Genomic DNA, 15,233 nt, shown 5'->3' with positions numbered 1-15,233 from the left:
GCCTTCCGCGTCGTGTCACATGGCTGAAACGGGAGCCGGGCTTTCCGCCGCAATCGGCGGCAAAGTGGCGAGAAGCTGCTGTGCGGCGACCGCCGATTTGCCGCCATGCGGATCGTAGGCGACAGGCGCCAGCAGGATGCGCACTTCGGCCGCGCGCTTCTCCTCGGCCAGCTGGTGGGCGAGCAGCAGCCGGAGCGATTCGTCCTCCGCGCCGAGGCGATGCGCGACGAGGAGGCCATCCACCGCATTCTGCGTCGGTTTCGCCTCCGCCGTCCGGTAGCTGGTGTAGAACAGGATCAGCGGCTCGGGATCGTCGGGATCGAGCCGGTTCGCGCGCATCACATAGCTGCGGGCCGACTTGACCAGCGCGGTCTTGTCGTCCCCCTTCGCGGCCTCCGCCCGCGCCAGCAGCACACGCGCCTTGTAGAGGAGCGCCCGGCCGGCTTTCGGATCGACGGCAAGGACGCGGTTGGCGGCGGCATCGGCATTGTCGAACGCGCCGGTGTCGAACTCCGCTTCCGCAAGCGCGGTCTGAACATAGGCGTCGTCCGGAAACTTGCCTGCGACCTTGCGCGCATCCACGGCCACCGCCTTCGCCTTCTTCTCATCGACGCCGAGGCGCGAGCGGATCGCGACGGGCAGCATCGCCTGCTCGCCGGGTCGAAGCGTCCGGACGGCGACCGGGCCGACAGGCAACCGATCGGCGCCGATCGTCGCCACCAACATTGTGCGCTTGCCGAGATAGGCCTGCACCTCACGCTTCAGCTGATCGAGATCGCCGAATGCGGTCTTTGCTGCGGCCAGAGCGGGGGTGCCGCGGTTGATCGCCTCCAGATAGGCGCGCAGCTCTGCCAGGCCCTTCCGCTTGTCGGAAAAGTTGAGATAGTGCGTCAGCAGCCAGCCATAACCATAGACTTCGGGCATGGACGCGGCCTGCTTGCCCCCCTGATCCCCGAGCAGGCGGTCAAGGCTGAGCGTGTCGCGCGCGGCTGCCAGTTCGTAGACGCGGTGATTGGCTGGTGCGCCGACGATGAGGCTTCCATCCGGCTGGAAGCGGGCCGTGGAATAGAATTCGGCAAACCCCTCCCGGAACCAGGCAGGGTAGGCGGCAGGGAAGTTCCGCAACATGAAATAGTGCGCATATTCATGCAGCAGCACGATCTGCGGGCTTAGCGCGCGATCGCTGCCGGTCTTCTCACGCGAGGTGACGGCGATGGAGGCGCCGGCCCGGCCGCGGTAGAAGCCCGCGACGTTGCTGTCGGGCGCGCCCAGCAGCCGCTGCACCGCCGCGCTGTTCGCGGCGACGAACACGGTCAGCCGGTTGGCGGGGCCGACCGGCTCGTCCGCCATTTTCTGGAGCAGGCGCAGCGCCTTGTCGAACCGCTCGAGCCGCTCGGCATATTGCCGCAGATCGGCCTCGCTTTCCTGCGAATAGATGACGAAATGCGCGCTCGACGCCTCGCGCCACGGCTCCGCTGCCGTTGCCGGTGCTGCCACCAGCGCGAGCGCCGCCAGCGCCCGCCGCAACCAGATCATCAGGCCTGCCCCCCTGCCTATTTCCCCAAGGCATCGCTAACCGATGCGGGCAGGCGGGGAAACGGGCTTCCTCAATCGAGCGCGAGCGCCATGGCGGCCGCGGCGATGCGCGCGGCGACCATGCCGGAGAGGCGGCGTGGGTCGTCGTGCTGCGGCGTGTACTCGACCAGCGCGAGTCCGCCGAGGCGGCCGCGGTCCGCGATGCCGCGGAGCAGGCGGATCATGTCCTCATAGGTGACGCCGCCGGGTGTCGGCATGTTGACCGCGGGCAGCACGGCGGGATCGATGCCGTCGCAGTCGAGGCTGACGACGACGGTGGCGCCCTCCGGAATGTGCGCGAGCGCCGCCTCCACGCTCTCGGCATGAAGCTGATAGGCGGTGACGATGTGGCTGCCCCAGGCGCGGGCATCATCATGCTGGCCCTTGTCGCCGCTGCCGAGCCCCCGCGCGCCGACCTGCACCATGCCGGCCACCCACGGATATTCGGACGCGCGCCGCATCGGCGAGCCATAGCCGTAGGGATTGCCCTCGATCACGTCCGCCCAGTCGACGTGCGCATCGACCTGGAGAATGTGGATGGGGCCATGCCCTTCGAAGCCGGCGAGAAAGGGGATGGGCACCGAATCGTCGCCGCCGAGCAGGATCGGCACCGCGCCGGCCTTCAGGATCGCGGCGGTGGCGGCGGTGATGCGCGCGCGGTTGCCCTCGGCGTCGGCGGGATCGGTCGGCACGTCGCCGGCATCGACGCAGCCGCGGCGGTCCTGCGGATCGGGGAAGAGGGTGCGATCGGTGTCGAAGTCGTAATGCCAGAGCTGGCCGGCAAAGCCCTCCGACACCTCGCGAAGCACGGCGGGCGCATCGTGCGAATGGCTGCGCGGCTCGGACGCATAGGGGGATGCCTCCGCCGCGCCGTAGATCACCACCTTGGCGCCGGTGAGATCGTCGAGCGAGGCGGCGGGCAGCTTGGCAAAGGTCATGCGCGGCGGGACGCTTGGGGTCAGGCGAGGGTTCCCGCCCGCCTAATGCTCAGACGAAGCTGTAGGGATCGACGTCCACCGCCACGCGCACGCTTTTCGGCAGCTGGAGGGGCCCTAGCCAGTCGCGAATGGCATCCTGCACGTCGAGCGAGCGGCGGGCGTGGACCAGCAGGCGCTGGCGGTGGCGGCCGCGCAGCATGGCGAGCGGTGCGGGGGCGGGGCCGTAGACCGCCATGCCCTCGACAGACGGCGCCGCCCGGCCGATGGCGCGCGCGGCGCTGACCGCATCCTCCTGCACCTCGGACGAGACGATGATCGCGGCATAGCGGCCGAACGGCGGGGCGCCCGCCTCGCGCCGGCTCTCCGTCTCGGCGGCGTAGAAGCCCTCCGCGTCGCCCTCTACTAGCGCGCGGATAACGGGGGCGAGCGGCTCGCGCGTCTGCACCAGCACGCGGCCGGGCTTGGCGCCACGGCCCGCACGGCCGGCGACCTGCGCGATCTGCTGGAAGCTGCGCTCCGCCGCGCGCAGGTCTCCGCCGGCGAGGCCGAGATCGGCATCGACGACGCCCACCAGCGTCAGGTTGGGGAAGTGATAGCCCTTGGTCACCAGCTGCGTGCCGACGACGATGTCGATCTCGTGCGCCTCCATGCGGTGGACGAACTCGGCCGCCTTGGCCGGCGACCAGATCGTGTCGGAGGTGACCTGCGCGACGCGTGCGTCGGGAAAGAGCGTGGCGACCTCGTCGGCGATCCGCTCAACGCCGGGGCCGCAGGCGACGAGCATGTCGGGCTCGTGGCATTCGGGGCAGAGCCTGGGCGGGGGCGTCACGTGGCCGCAATGGTGGCAGGCGAGGCGCGCCATCAGGCGGTGCTCGACCATCCAGGCGGTGCAGTTCGGACATTGGAAGCGGTGACCGCAGTGGCGGCAGAGCGTCAGCGGGGCATAGCCGCGCCGGTTGAGGAACAGGAGCGACTGTTCGCCGCGCGCGAGCGTCTCCTCGAGCGCCTCGACCACCGGCGGCGCCAGCCAGCGGCCGCGCGGCGGGGGTGACCGGAGCATGTCGACCGCGGCGATGTCAGGCAGCTGCGCGGGGCCGTAACGGCCGGGCAGCTTCAGCTCGGCATAGCGGCCCTGCTCGACCATCACGCGCGTCTCGATCGCCGGGGTGGCGGAGGCGAGGATGACGGGCACCTGCTCGAACTGGCCGCGCATCACCGCCACGTCGCGCGCGTGGTAATGGACGCCATCCTCCTGCTTGAAGCTCGTCTCGTGCGCCTCGTCGACGACGATCAGGCCGAGTTTGGCATAGGGCAGGAACAGGGCCGAGCGCGCACCGACCGTCACCTTCGCCTCGCCCGACGCGATCGCGCGCCATGCGCGGCGGCGCTGGGAGGAGCGCAGATCCGAGTGCCAGGCGACCGGCAGACAGCCGAAGCGCGCCTCGAACCGCTTGAGGAAAGGCTCGGTCAGCGCGATTTCGGGGAGGAGGACGAGCACCTGCTTGTCCGCCCGCAGCGCCTCGGCCACCGCTTCGAAATAGACTTCGGTCTTGCCGGATCCGGTGACGCCGTCGAGCAGCGTGGGGTTCGCACCGCCACCCCGCACCGCCTCTCGCAGCGTGTCGGCGGCGGCCTGCTGGTCGTCCGACAGCGCCGGCGGCGCGTGGTCCGGATCGGGCAGGGGATAGCGATCGTCGATCGACACCTCGACCGCGGTGATGGCACCGGCCTTGACCAGCCCGCGGATCACCGCGTCGGACACGTCGGCCACCGCCGCCAGCTCGCGCACCAGCCCCTGCCGCTCGCCGATCCGCTTCAGCGCCTGCGCGCGCTGCGGGGTCAGCCGGTCGGGCACATGGCCGGTCGCGCGATATTCGATGACGCTGCGCGCCCCATCAAGCGCGCTGGCGGAGGCGAGCGCCATGCGCAGCACTGCGGCGGGGGGCGCTAGATAATAGTCGGCGGTCCACTCGATCAGGCGGCGCAGCGGCGCTTGGATCGGCGGCAGATCATAGACGTGCGCGAGGGGGCGCAGGCGGTTGTCGCCCACCTCCGCGTCGGAGGGCAGCGTCTCCGGCTCCCACACCACGCCGGCGAGCTGGCGGGGGCCGAGCGGTGCCAGCACGATTGATCCGGGCACGACCGGCCTGTCCCGATCCACCCGGTAATCGAGGGGGCCGAGGGCGGCGTTGAGCAGGAGGACGCGGGCACGCTGGTTCACGCCGCGACACATAGGAGTCGACGGACAGAAAGCGAACCTTGCGCGTTGGGCGGGTTCATGCTGCGATGCAGCGAGGAGGCCGGGCATGATGCGCGCATGGGAGAATATGGCGGCGGCATGGACGGGCAGCGTGTCGCTGGCCGAGACGATGGCCGCATCGGGCGAGGTGATCGCCGCGCGCACGCTGAAGATCGGCAGGGCGCTGGCCGATCCGCTGAACGGCGACTGGCGCGAGCTGAACCGCATGATGCCGGAAAAGCTGGTCGCGATGGGGGAGGCGCAGGCGGCGATGGCGCTCGATCTGGCGCGGCTGCACGCCGATTCGCTGCGCGTCTGGGCGACGATCTGCGGCATGGCGGCTGCCGGGCGCCCGCCGACGCTGCGGCAGGCGGGGGCCCTGCTGTCGAGGATGGCGGCAGGGCAGGCGCGCGCCGCGCACATCGGCGAGCGGGCCCTGGCGCCTGCGCGCCGCCGGGTGACCGCGAATGCGCGGCGGCTGCGCGGCTGAAGCCAAGGCTTCGCCCGTGCCAAGACAAGCTCGTTTGGCGCACCGCGACCCCGCCCCCATGTCCGCTGCATGACCGCTGCCGCCCGACCGCCCCGTGCCCATGGTTTCGCCCTTGCCGTGCTGGCGGGCGTGTTGCTGGGCCTCGCACTCGGCTTTCTCGCGCGGGCCTTGGGCGATCAGGGCGCGGGGCTGGCGCGGGCGCTGGAGCTGGTCGGACAATTGTTCGTGCAGCTGCTCAAGGCGTTGGTGCCGCCACTCGTCTTCACCGCCATCGTCGCCTCCGTGGCGAGGCTGCGGCAGCTGGAGAATGCGGCGGGCCTCGTCTGGCGCACCCTGCTCTGGTTCGGCATCACTGCGTTGATCGCGGTCAGCATCGGCCTGACGCTGGGGACCGTGCTGGAGCCGGGGCGCCATGCGGGGATCGCGGCGACGGCGGCGCACGTGCCGACGACGCAGGGCACGTGGCTCGACTTCCTGAAAGGGCTGGTGCCCGCCAACTTCCTCGGCATCGAGGCGTCGACCAAGCTGGCGGACGGCGGCGCGACCACCGCGCTCGGCTTCAACGTGCTGCAGATCCTCGTCGTGTCGCTGGCGATCGGCATCGCCGCGGTGCGCGTGGGGGAGGCGGCGGCGCCGTTCCTTGCGGTGAACGAGGCGCTGCTCGCCATCGTCAGGCGCATCCTGTGGTGGGTGATCCGGCTGACCCCGATCGGCACGGCCGGGCTGCTGGGAACGGCGATCGTCAAATATGGCTGGGCGGGGCTGGCGCCGCTCGGTCAGTTCGCCTTTGCCGTCTATCTCGGTCTGGGGCTGGTGCTGTTCGTCGTCTATCCGCTGCTGCTGCGGCTGAACGGCCTGTCGCCCGCCGCCTTCTTTGCGGGCGCGTGGCCGGCGATCCAGCTCGGCTTCGTATCGCGCTCCTCCATCGGCACGATGCCGGTGACGGAGGCGGTGACGACGGCAAACCTGGGCGTGCCGCAAAGCTATGCCGCCTTCGCCATCCCGCTCGGCGCCACGACCAAGATGGACGGGTGCGCCGCGGTCTATCCGGCGGTCGCGGCCTTGTTCGTCGCGCAATTCTACGGTTTGCCGATGGGGGCGTCCGACTATCTGCTGGTGGTGCTCGTCTCGGTGCTCGGATCGGCGGCGACGGCGGGGCTGACGGGTGCGACGGTGATGCTGACGCTGACGCTCTCCACGCTCGGCCTGCCGCTCGAAGGGGCGGGGCTGCTGCTGGCGATCGATCCGATCATCGACATGGGCCGCACCGCGGTGAACGTGGCGGGGCAGGCGCTGGTGGCGACGATCGTCGCCAAGCGGCAAGGGCTGCTGGACGAGACGCGCTATGCCAGCCGCGCGGCGACCGGGCTGCCCGAACTGGCGTGAAGGGTGATCCGGTTACATTCCCTTGACAGCCCGGAGACTCCGGGTTAGCGAACCGGCCTTCCGCGCGGGGAGTGGCCGTGGCCGCTTCCCTATTGCCGTGGATCACAGATTCGGAAGTGATGAGGGCCATGTTCGCAATCGTGCGCACGGGCGGCAAGCAGTATCGCGTTGCCGCGGGAGACAAGATCGTCGTCGAGAAGCTGGCCGGCGAGGCTGGCAGCTCGATCACGCTGGACGACGTTCTGCTTGCGGGCGAGGGCGCCGAGTTGAAGGACGTGGCGGGCCTGACCGTCACGGCCGAAATCATCGCGCAGGCGAAGGGTGACAAGGTCATCGTCTTCAAGAAGCGCCGCCGGCACAATTATCGTCGTCGCAACGGCCATCGTCAGCGTCACACCATTCTCAGGATCACCGCGATCGGCGACCACAAGGCCGAGGATCGCACCGCAACGGCCGCGCCGGCCGAAGCGGCCGCGTAAGGGAGTAGCGAACCATGGCACATAAGAAGGCAGGCGGCTCGTCCCGCAATGGCCGCGACTCCGCGGGCCGGCGCCTCGGCGTCAAGAAGTTCGGCGGTCAGGAAGTGATCGGCGGCAACATCATCATTCGCCAGCGTGGCACCAAGGTCTATCCCGGCGTGAACGTCGGCATGGGCAAGGACCACACACTGTTCGCGACGTCGGACGGCCGCGTGCGCTTCCACGAGGGCAAGCTCGGCCGAAAGTATGTGAGCGTCGACGCGGTGGCACTCGCCGCCGAGTAATCGGGCGAACGCGCAAGCGGGTCGCCCCACGGGCGACCCGAGGGCCTGCTACGGCAGGCTCCATCAGGGAGACGGGTCGCCCCGGCTCCCTTTTTGTTGTCTCCCTGACATGCATTGTCGTCCTGCGGTCATGTCCGCGGGATAGATGCGAGGCGAGGAGACGACCATGTTCGCACGCACCGCACGGCTCATGCTGCGGCCCGGCTGGCGCGAGGACGCGCCGGCGCTGCACGCCGCCATCGCCGACGAGGCGGTGGTGACCAAGCTGGCGCGCGCACCCTGGCCCTATGCGCTGGCGGATGCGGAGGCGTTCCTTGCCCGACCCGTCGAGCCGTGCCTGCCGTCGCTGCTGCTGTTCGAGCGGGGCGAGGGGGCGCCACGTCTGGTCGGCGGGGCGGGGCTGCATCGGGAGACGGACGGCTCGGTCGCGCTCGGCTATTGGATCGCGCAGGATCGGTGGGGCCGCGGCTATGCCACCGAGGCGGGACGCGCGGTGGTCGAGATGGCGCGAGCGCTCGGCCACAAGCGGCTGATGGCGGGCCACTTCATCGACAATGCGGCGTCGGGACGCGTGCTGGCCAAGCTGGGCTTCTGTCCGACCGGCCGCATCGCCGCATGTGGGAGCGCCGCGCGCGGGCGGCCGAGCCCAACGATCGTGTCCACCCTGGTGCTGGCGGACGAGGAAGAGGCGCGACCGCTGGCGGCGTGAGACGCAAGCCAGGCGGCGGTCAGGCCGCCGCCAGCACGCCGCCCGGCTGCTCCGCCCGCTCGATCAGGGCGCGGTCGTCCTGGTGCCAGGGGTGGAAGCCCGGGCGGAAGTAAGTGGCCCAGGCGGGCAGGATCTTGCGGACCATGCCCGGCTTGCCGAAGGCGAACCACGCGGCGCGCGCCCAGATGCGCGGGCCGGTGAGCCCATCCTGCCGCAACAGTTCCAGCACGCCGCGGGTGCGATCGAGCAGGAAGTGGCGCGTGACGAGCAGCATGACGAGCGAACGCACCTGCCAGCGGCGCCACGCGCTCCAGTCGCGCGTCGCGTGCATCCAGGTGTCGAAAGCGACACCCTTGTGCTCGATCTCCTCCACGGCATGCCAATGCCACATCGCCGCCGCTTCCGGATCGGCCTCCGCCAGATGGCGCGGATCGGCGAGCAAGGCGTGGGCGAGGATGGCGGTGAAATGCTCGAGCGCCATCGTGCCCGCAAGATTGGCGATGGCCGGCTTGGCCCGGATGAAGGCCAGCCGCTTGTCGACCGCGGCTTCGAGCGCGGTGACGTCATAGCCGGCGGCCGCCACCTGGCGGTTGAAGGCGACATGTTCGCGCGTGTGCAGCACCTCCTGCCGGACGAATGCCGCGATCTCGGCGGCAAGCGCGGGCGGTGCGCCGTCGCGGAAGGCGCGGACGGATTCGACGAACCACGCCTCTCCCTCAGGGAAGGTGACCGACAGCGCATTGTAGAATGCGGTCGCGACGGGATCGCCGCCCAGCCACCAGCGGGTGCTGCGCGCGGTGCGGCCGAAGCGGCGGTCGCGCGGGGTGATCTTGAGGTCGGGCGGGGTGCGGCGCATGGCGTTTCTCCTCGCAGGCAAACTGGCTATTACTGACACAAATGTCAATAACTCGCACCCGAATGGCGCCCGAGGCTCTGCGCGATGCCGCGCTGGAGGCGGCGCGTGCGCTGCTGGTGGAGGAAGGGCCGCAGGCGGTGACGCTGAAGGCGGTCGGCGCGCGGATCGGCAAGGGGCACGCCAACCTGCTGCATCATTTCGGATCGGCCGCCGGATTGCAGCGGGCGCTGGCGCAGCATCTGGCGACGCGCATCACCCGCGGGATTGCGGAGGCGGTGCTGCGCGCGCGGGCCGGAGAGGCGGACCCGCGGCTGATCGTCGACCTCACTTTCGATGCCTTCGGGCGCGAGGGCGGCGGGCAGCTCGCCGCGTGGATGATCCTGAATGGCGACCGGAGCGCGCTCGATCCGGTGGTGGATGCGATCCGCGGGCTGGTGGAGGAGACCGGGCCGCACGAGGGACGGCCGACTGCGGGCGTGACGCTGACGCTGGTGCTGACGGCGCTCGGCGACGCTTTGCTGGGCGAGACGCTGGCCGCGGCCCTCGGCCTGCCGCGCACTGCCGCACGCGAAAGCGCCGCCGCCGCGCTGCTGGCCTTTGCCGGTGCGGTGCCGCCGATGACGTGAGCATCGGCTGCGGTGAGTGGTTGGCCGGGTGAGCCCGAGCCGGGCGCTGCGGGGAACTTCACCTCAATCAAGTCATTCTTGTCAAAGGTCGCACCGAGCGGTTGCCCCCTTGCCGCCGGTGCGGCCTTCCAGATCATGAAGGCAGGAGGTTCCTCCCATGGGCTACGAGCGTAATGATCGCCGCTACGGCCGCGATCAGGGATATGGCGCGCGCGATTATGGTCGCGACCAATCCTACGGCCGGCAGGATGAGTATCGCGGCGGTTACGACCGCGACCGTGGCGGTTATGGCCGTCAGCCGCAGGGCTATGACTATGACGATCGCGGCTTCTTCGATCGCGCGGGCGACGAAGTGCGAAGCTGGTTCGGCGACGAGGAGGCCGAGCGCCGCCGCCGCTGGGACGAGCGCAATGCCGAGCGCGACTATCAGCGCCATTACGGCCAGAGCGGCTACGGCAATTCAGACTATGACCGCAGCCGTTACGGCCAGTCCTCCTACGGGCAGTCGTCCTATGGCAGCTTCGACAGCGATCGCGGCCGTTATGGCCAGGCGGATCGCGGCTACGAGCAGGGGCGCGATCGCTCCTATGGCGGCAATCGCGACGATCGCAGCCAGAGCTATTCCGACCGCGGCAGCTATGGCGCGGGCAGCGGCGGCTTCGGTTCGCAGCAGAGCTATGGCAGCACCGGCAATGACCGCGGCTCGTCAAGCTTCGGTGGTGACTCGCATTATCGCTCCTGGCGTGACCGGCAGATGGCCGATCTCGACCGCGACTATGACGATTACCGGCGCGAGAATCAGTCAAAATTCGAGAGCGAGTTCGGCTCCTGGCGTCAGACCCGCCAGACGCAGCGCCAGTCGCTCGGCAAGGTGCAGGAGCATCAGGATGTCGTCGGTTCGGACGGCCAGCATGTCGGCACCGTCGACAAGGTCCGCGGCGATCGCATCATCCTGACCAAGCAGGATACCGATGCGCACGGCCACCATCACTCAATCCCCTGTTCGTGGATCCAGTCGGTCGACGACAAGGTGACGATCAGCAAGACGGCGGACGAGGCCAAGAGCCACTGGCGCGACGAGGAGCGGAACAGCGCGTTCGGATCGAACGATCGCTCGAACTCCGATCGCTCGGGCGACAACAACCGCACCGATCTGAACCGGAGCTTCTCCGGCACCTACTAAGGCGCCGCTCGAAGCAACGGACTGAAGGGGGAGCCCGGCGGCAGCGTCGGGCTCCTCTTTTTCGTTCAGGCGAAAGCGGGCTGGGCCAAGTGCGGGGCGATCACCGCCATCGCCCGGTCCACCCAAGCTGCTTTCTCCCCGACCGGGGCGACATAATGAAGTGCGGCGGCCGCGGCATCCTCGCCCGCCAGCCGCGTGATCGTCCACGCCGCGAGATAGATGGAGGCGAGGCAACCGCCTGCGGTGGCGACGTTGCCGTGCGCGATGAAGGGAGCGTCGATCACGCGCACGCCCGCCTCCACCACCCAGGGCTTCGTCGTCAGGTCGGTGCAGGCGGGCAGGTCACCGATCAGGCCGAGCTTGGCCAGCAGCAAGGTGCCCGAACATTGCGCGCCGATGATCTGGCGCGCGGGATCGAGGCGCAGGCGGTTCAGCAGAGCGGCGTCAGCCGCGATCTCGCGCGTGCGGATGCCGCTGCCGACGATCACTGCGTCGGCTTGCGCGGCGAAGTCGAGCGGCTGCTGCGCACGCACCGCGACACCGCTCATCGACACGATCTCCGGCGAGGGCGCGACGATCTGCGCGCTGAGGCCGGGCACGCGATTGAGGATCGCAGCCGCGACGAACGAGTCGAGTTCGTTGAAGCCGTCGAAGGTCAAAATTGCGATTTGCATGTCGTGCCCCGGTCGTCTCAGGCCTTCTTGCGGCCGGATAGAGGGGTCGACAAGCCGGTATCATCACCTCAGATGGGGTGGTCCGCCGCAGCGGGACTAACTGGCACAGCAGCCGAGTGGCGCCGCCTGCCGATCGGAACGCGCGCGCCCGATCAGGCGCGGGCATTCGCCGCGAAGGTGTCGCACTGGCCGGGGTCGGCCGTCTCCAGCCCGCGGCGGAGCCATGCCTGACGCTGCGCCGAGGTGCCGTGGGTGAAGCTTTCCGGCACGGGGCGGCGGCCGGCGGCCTTCTGGAGCGTGTCGTCGCCGATCGCCTGCGCCGCACGCATGCCCTCCTCGACGTCGCCCGGCTCCAGCCGGTTGCGGTTGAGCCCGGCCCAGACGCCGGCATAGCAATCCGCCTGCAGCTCCATCTTCACCTGGAGGGCGTTGCTGTCCGCCTCGGAGCCCTGCTGCTGCGCCGCGCGGACCTTGTCCGAAATGCCGGTGATCGTCTGGACATGGTGGCCGACCTCATGCGCGATGACATAGGCCTGCGCGAAGTCACCCGCCGCGCCGAAGCGCTGCTGAAGCTCGTTGAAGAAGTCCGTGTCGAGATAGACGCCATTGTCGCTCGGGCAGTAGAACGGGCCCATCGCCGACTGCGCGGCGCCGCAGCCCGACTGGCCGCGCCCGGCATAGAAGACCAGCGTGGGCGCGACATATTGCGAGCCCTGGCGCGAAAAGACCTGGCCCCACGTCTGCTCCGTCGAGGCGAGGACGCGGCAGGAGAAGGCGCTGGCGGCATCAACCGAGCAGGCCTGCGCGGCGCTGCGGCCCTGCTGACCCTGTGGCGAGACCGCACGCTGGCTGCCGCCGCCCCCGCCCAGCGCGCCCATGAACCACGCGCCCGCCAGCACGACGAGGATGCCGACGATGCCGAAGCGCGAGCCGACCAAGCTGAGGATCAGGCCGAGCCCGCCGCCGCCGAACCCGCCGCCGCCGCCGCCACCGAAGCTCATGCCGCGCTGGTCGCGGACGTTGTCGCTGGGTCCAAGATCGTCGAGGCGCATGGTGGCAGGGCTCCCTATCACCCGCTGAATGCGGAGCCGCGCGGGAGGTTGCAAAGTGACATGCATGTCGCTTGCGGGGGGTGCGGGCAGAGGCTAGCCGTGGCGGCAATAATCGATCCCGGAGATCCGCCCGAAATGTCTCTCGTCCGTTCCGTCGCGCTGGCCGCGACGATCCTTGCCGGCGCCGCGACGGCCGCGACGCCCGAGCCGCAGAAGCCCGGCCGCCTGCCGACCACGGTGGTGCCGGTCCATTACGACATCACCATCGATCCCGACGCGGCCAAGCTGAGCTTCACCGGCCAGGAGACGGTGACGATCCAGGTGGTGCAGCCGACCAGCACGATCGTGCTGAACGCGGCGGAACTGGCGATCGGTGGCGCGCGGCTGGACGGCAGCACGGTGCCGACCAAGATCACGACGGACGAAGCCGCCCAGACGCTGACCATCGGCTTCGCGCAGCCGGTGGCGGCAGGCACGCACAAGCTGTCGATCAGCTTCTCGGGCAAGATCAACCAGTCCGCCGCCGGCCTTTTCGCCAGCGATTATTCGGATGAGCGCGGCGATCACCGCCTGCTCGTCACGCAGTTCGAACCGTCGGACGGCCGCCGCTTCGCGCCGATGTGGGACGAGCCGGGCCGCAAGGCCACCTTCACGCTCTCCGCCGTCACGCCGAAGGGCCTGACCAGCTTCTCCAACATGCCGATCGTGAAGGAGGAGAAGCAGCCGGGCGGCAAGACGCTGGTCACCTTCGCGCCGACGCCGAAGATGTCGAGCTATCTGCTGTTCCTCGGCCAGGGCGATGTCGAGCGCAAGTCGCGCATGGTCGGCAAGACGGAGATCGGCGTGATCACGCGGCGCGGGGCGCTGGACCAGGCGGATTACGCGCTGGATGCGGCCGCGCGCATCCTGCCTTATTACAACGACTATTTCGGCACGCCCTATCCGCTGCCGAAGATGGACATGATCGCGGCGCCGGGCAGCAGCCAGTTCTTCTCCGCGATGGAGAATTGGGGTGCGATCCTGTATTTCGATCGCGCCGTGCTGGTCGATCCGACGCTGACCACCGAGAGCCGGCGGCAGGACATCTTCAACGTCGTCGCGCACGAAATGGCGCACCAGTGGTTCGGCGATCTCGTCACCATGGGCTGGTGGGACGATCTGTGGCTGAACGAAGGCTTCGCCTCGTGGATGGCGGGCAAGGTTTCGGGCGATCTCAACCCATCATGGAACGTGCCCGCGCAGACCACCGCGCAGGAGCGGCAGGCGGCGTTCAGCGTCGATGCGGTCTCCTCCACCCACCCGATCGTGCAGAAGATCAGCACGGTGGATCAGGTGAGCCAGGCGTTCGACACGATCACCTACCAGAAGGGGCAGGCGGTGATCCGCATGCTGGAGGGCGTGGTCGGGCCTGATGCCTTCCGGAACGGCGTGCGCAGCTACATGGCGCGTCATGCCTACGGCAACACGGTGACGGACGATCTGTGGCGCGCCATCTCCGCGTCGGCCGGCCGGCCGGTGAAGCCGTTCATGGATACGTTCACGCTGCAGGGCGGCGTGCCGCTGATCCGCGCGGGCGAGCCGGTGTGCGCCGGCGGGCGGACGCGCATTCCGCTGTCGCAGGGCCGTTTCGCGCTCGACCAGGCGTCCAAGGCGCCGCAGCGCTGGATCGTGCCGGTGGAGCTGACCACGGGCACCGCGCGCGCGACCACTGACGTGAGCGGCCCGGCGGCGAAGCCCGCGACGGTGCCGGGTTGCGGCCTCGGGATCATCAACCCCGGCCAGCTCGGTTATTACCGCACGCTGCATGCGCCCAAGCACTTCGCTACGCTGACCGGCGGCTTCGCATCGCTCGGCCTGTCCGATCAGGTCGGCCTGATGGGCGATTCGCTGGCGCTGGCCAATTCGGGCGATGTCGGGCTCGATCGCTATCTGGCGCTGGTCGGGCGCATCCCGGCGGCGGCGGACCCGCTGGTGTGGGACACGGCGGCGTCGCAGCTGTCGGGGCTCGACGGCCGGCTGGAAGGCGATCCCGCCCGCGAGGCATTCCGTGCCAAGGCACGCGCGCTGCTCGCGCCCCAGTTCCAGCGCGTGACGCTGCGCGCCACCAAGGGCGAGGCGCCGTCGGTCAGCCAGCTGCGCGAGACGCTGATCACGGTGCTCGGCCGGATGGGCGATCCGGCGGTGGTCGCGGGTGTGCGCGACCTCGTCGATCGCGGCGTCAACAATATCCCGGCCGCCGTGCGCGAACCGGTGCTGGGCGCCTATATCTACAATGCCACGCCCGAGCAGTGGGAGGCGCAGCGCCGCGCGGCCAAGGCGGAGAAGAACCCGAATGCGGTGGGCACCGCCTATTTCCGCCTCGGCTACGTCAAGGATCCGGCGCTGGCGCAGCGTGCGCTCGATCTCGCGCTGGGGGATGAGCTGAGCGTGCCCAACAAGGCGGAGATCGTCTCCGGCGTCGGTGCCGCGCACCCGGCGCTGGCGTTCGACTGGGGTGTCGCCCATCAGGCGGACATCAACCGCTTCGTCGAGGCGAGCTCGCGCGCGCGCTACCTGCCGCGCCTCGCACAGCGGTCGAGCGATGCGGCGCTGGCCGACCGGGTGGCGGCGTGGGCGGCCAAGTCGCTGCCGGCGGAATCGCGGCAGGGGGCCGATACGGCCGTCGCCGCGATCCGCACCAACGCGCGGCTGAAGGCGGCGCAGCGTGGGCCGCTGGCGGCCTGGGCGAATGCGCGGTGATGT

Annotated in this window: 14 protein-coding genes; 8 read left to right on the top strand and 6 right to left on the bottom strand. The window is 69.8% G+C overall.

All coding sequences use genetic code 11. The features are described from left to right. Positions 1 to 15 precede the first annotated feature (15 nt). The 3 genes from BM360_RS06350 to BM360_RS06340 form a co-directional block, all read right to left on the bottom strand. A complete protein-coding gene (locus BM360_RS06350; RefSeq protein WP_093312468.1) occupies positions 16 to 1,536 on the bottom strand; it encodes a hypothetical protein in 1,521 nt (506 codons plus the stop codon). 71 nt (positions 1,537 to 1,607) lie between these two features. Then, positions 1,608 to 2,513 carry an arginase family protein gene (locus tag BM360_RS06345; RefSeq protein WP_093312466.1) on the bottom strand — a complete coding sequence of 302 codons (906 nt, stop codon included), beginning with the start codon at positions 2,511 to 2,513 and terminating at the stop codon, positions 1,608 to 1,610. Positions 2,514 to 2,562: 49 nt separating this feature from the next. After that, complete coding sequence (locus BM360_RS06340) at positions 2,563 to 4,734, bottom strand: primosomal protein N' (RefSeq protein WP_093313830.1); 2,172 nt, start codon at positions 4,732 to 4,734, stop codon at positions 2,563 to 2,565. 85 nt (positions 4,735 to 4,819) lie between these two features. Here BM360_RS06340 and BM360_RS06335 point away from each other — a divergent pair, with 85 nt between their 5' ends. The 5 genes from BM360_RS06335 to BM360_RS06315 all read left to right on the top strand — a co-directional run bounded on the left by BM360_RS06335 (position 4,820) and on the right by BM360_RS06315 (position 8,100). Next, complete coding sequence (locus BM360_RS06335) at positions 4,820 to 5,242, top strand: hypothetical protein (RefSeq protein ID WP_093312463.1); 423 nt, start codon at positions 4,820 to 4,822, stop codon at positions 5,240 to 5,242. A gap of 69 nt (positions 5,243 to 5,311) precedes the next feature. Next, positions 5,312 to 6,628 carry a dicarboxylate/amino acid:cation symporter gene (locus BM360_RS06330; protein ID WP_093312460.1) on the top strand — a complete coding sequence of 439 codons (1,317 nt, stop codon included), beginning with the start codon at positions 5,312 to 5,314 and terminating at the stop codon, positions 6,626 to 6,628. A gap of 128 nt (positions 6,629 to 6,756) precedes the next feature. Next, on the top strand, positions 6,757 to 7,107 hold the full coding sequence (gene rplU, locus BM360_RS06325) for a 50S ribosomal protein L21 (RefSeq protein ID WP_093312457.1): 351 nt from the start codon (positions 6,757 to 6,759) through the stop codon (positions 7,105 to 7,107). Positions 7,108 to 7,121: 14 nt separating this feature from the next. Next, on the top strand, positions 7,122 to 7,391 hold the full coding sequence (rpmA, locus tag BM360_RS06320; protein ID WP_093312455.1) for a 50S ribosomal protein L27: 270 nt from the start codon (positions 7,122 to 7,124) through the stop codon (positions 7,389 to 7,391). A 166-nt stretch (positions 7,392 to 7,557) separates the two neighbouring features. Beyond that, entirely contained in the window at positions 7,558 to 8,100 is a 543-nt protein-coding gene (locus BM360_RS06315) for a GNAT family N-acetyltransferase (protein WP_093313828.1), read from the top strand. Positions 8,101 to 8,119: 19 nt separating this feature from the next. Here the strand turns inward: BM360_RS06315 and BM360_RS06310 are convergent, their stop codons facing one another. Further along, a complete protein-coding gene (locus BM360_RS06310; RefSeq protein ID WP_093312452.1) occupies positions 8,120 to 8,956 on the bottom strand; it encodes a metal-dependent hydrolase in 837 nt (278 codons plus the stop codon). A 62-nt stretch (positions 8,957 to 9,018) separates the two neighbouring features. Between BM360_RS06310 and BM360_RS06305 the strand changes: the two genes are divergently transcribed. Together BM360_RS06305 and BM360_RS06300 are read left to right on the top strand one after the other, a co-directional pair. Continuing rightward, a complete protein-coding gene (locus tag BM360_RS06305; RefSeq protein WP_242653340.1) occupies positions 9,019 to 9,582 on the top strand; it encodes a TetR family transcriptional regulator in 564 nt (187 codons plus the stop codon). 157 nt (positions 9,583 to 9,739) lie between these two features. Then, positions 9,740 to 10,765: a DUF2171 domain-containing protein gene (locus BM360_RS06300; RefSeq protein ID WP_093312447.1), complete on the top strand. Its 1,026-nt coding sequence runs from the start codon at positions 9,740 to 9,742 to the stop codon at positions 10,763 to 10,765. Between the two features lie 65 nt (positions 10,766 to 10,830). Here BM360_RS06300 and BM360_RS06295 read toward each other — a convergent pair whose 3' ends face one another. Together BM360_RS06295 and ypfJ are read right to left on the bottom strand one after the other, a co-directional pair. Beyond that, entirely contained in the window at positions 10,831 to 11,439 is a 609-nt protein-coding gene (locus BM360_RS06295; protein WP_093312444.1) for a DJ-1/PfpI family protein, read from the bottom strand. A 152-nt stretch (positions 11,440 to 11,591) separates the two neighbouring features. After that, positions 11,592 to 12,491, bottom strand: a complete 900-nt coding sequence (gene ypfJ, locus BM360_RS06290; protein ID WP_093312441.1) for a KPN_02809 family neutral zinc metallopeptidase — start codon at positions 12,489 to 12,491, stop codon at positions 11,592 to 11,594. Positions 12,492 to 12,626: 135 nt separating this feature from the next. Between ypfJ and BM360_RS06285 the strand changes: the two genes are divergently transcribed. Next, positions 12,627 to 15,230, top strand: a complete 2,604-nt coding sequence (locus BM360_RS06285) for a M1 family metallopeptidase (RefSeq protein WP_093312437.1) — start codon at positions 12,627 to 12,629, stop codon at positions 15,228 to 15,230. The last annotated feature ends 3 nt before the right edge of the window (positions 15,231 to 15,233 follow it).

The sequence above is a fragment of the Sphingomonas jatrophae genome (assembly GCF_900113315.1).
In the GTDB taxonomy this organism is placed as follows: domain Bacteria; phylum Pseudomonadota; class Alphaproteobacteria; order Sphingomonadales; family Sphingomonadaceae; genus Sphingomonas_P; species Sphingomonas_P jatrophae.
Note: the sequence above shows the minus strand (reverse complement) of the source record. Positions and strands in the feature narration are given on the sequence as shown.

Excerpts from the sequence above, each read along its gene's own strand:
- BM360_RS06335 (WP_093312463.1), top strand. The coding sequence starts at position 4,820 with ATGATGCGCGCATGGGAGAATATGGCGGCGGCATGGACGGGCAGCGTG.
- BM360_RS06300 (WP_093312447.1), top strand. The coding sequence starts at position 9,740 with ATGGGCTACGAGCGTAATGATCGCCGCTACGGCCGCGATCAGGGATAT.
- BM360_RS06310 (WP_093312452.1), bottom strand. The coding sequence starts at position 8,956 with ATGCGCCGCACCCCGCCCGACCTCAAGATCACCCCGCGCGACCGCCGC.
- ypfJ (WP_093312441.1), bottom strand. The coding sequence starts at position 12,491 with ATGCGCCTCGACGATCTTGGACCCAGCGACAACGTCCGCGACCAGCGC.
- BM360_RS06295 (WP_093312444.1), bottom strand. The coding sequence starts at position 11,439 with ATGCAAATCGCAATTTTGACCTTCGACGGCTTCAACGAACTCGACTCG.
- BM360_RS06350 (WP_093312468.1), bottom strand. The coding sequence starts at position 1,536 with ATGATCTGGTTGCGGCGGGCGCTGGCGGCGCTCGCGCTGGTGGCAGCA.
- BM360_RS06315 (WP_093313828.1), top strand. The coding sequence starts at position 7,558 with ATGTTCGCACGCACCGCACGGCTCATGCTGCGGCCCGGCTGGCGCGAG.
- BM360_RS06305 (WP_242653340.1), top strand. The coding sequence starts at position 9,019 with ATGGCGCCCGAGGCTCTGCGCGATGCCGCGCTGGAGGCGGCGCGTGCG.
- rplU (WP_093312457.1), top strand. The coding sequence starts at position 6,757 with ATGTTCGCAATCGTGCGCACGGGCGGCAAGCAGTATCGCGTTGCCGCG.
- BM360_RS06285 (WP_093312437.1), top strand. The coding sequence starts at position 12,627 with ATGTCTCTCGTCCGTTCCGTCGCGCTGGCCGCGACGATCCTTGCCGGC.
- rpmA (WP_093312455.1), top strand. The coding sequence starts at position 7,122 with ATGGCACATAAGAAGGCAGGCGGCTCGTCCCGCAATGGCCGCGACTCC.
- BM360_RS06345 (WP_093312466.1), bottom strand. The coding sequence starts at position 2,513 with ATGACCTTTGCCAAGCTGCCCGCCGCCTCGCTCGACGATCTCACCGGC.
- BM360_RS06330 (WP_093312460.1), top strand. The coding sequence starts at position 5,312 with ATGACCGCTGCCGCCCGACCGCCCCGTGCCCATGGTTTCGCCCTTGCC.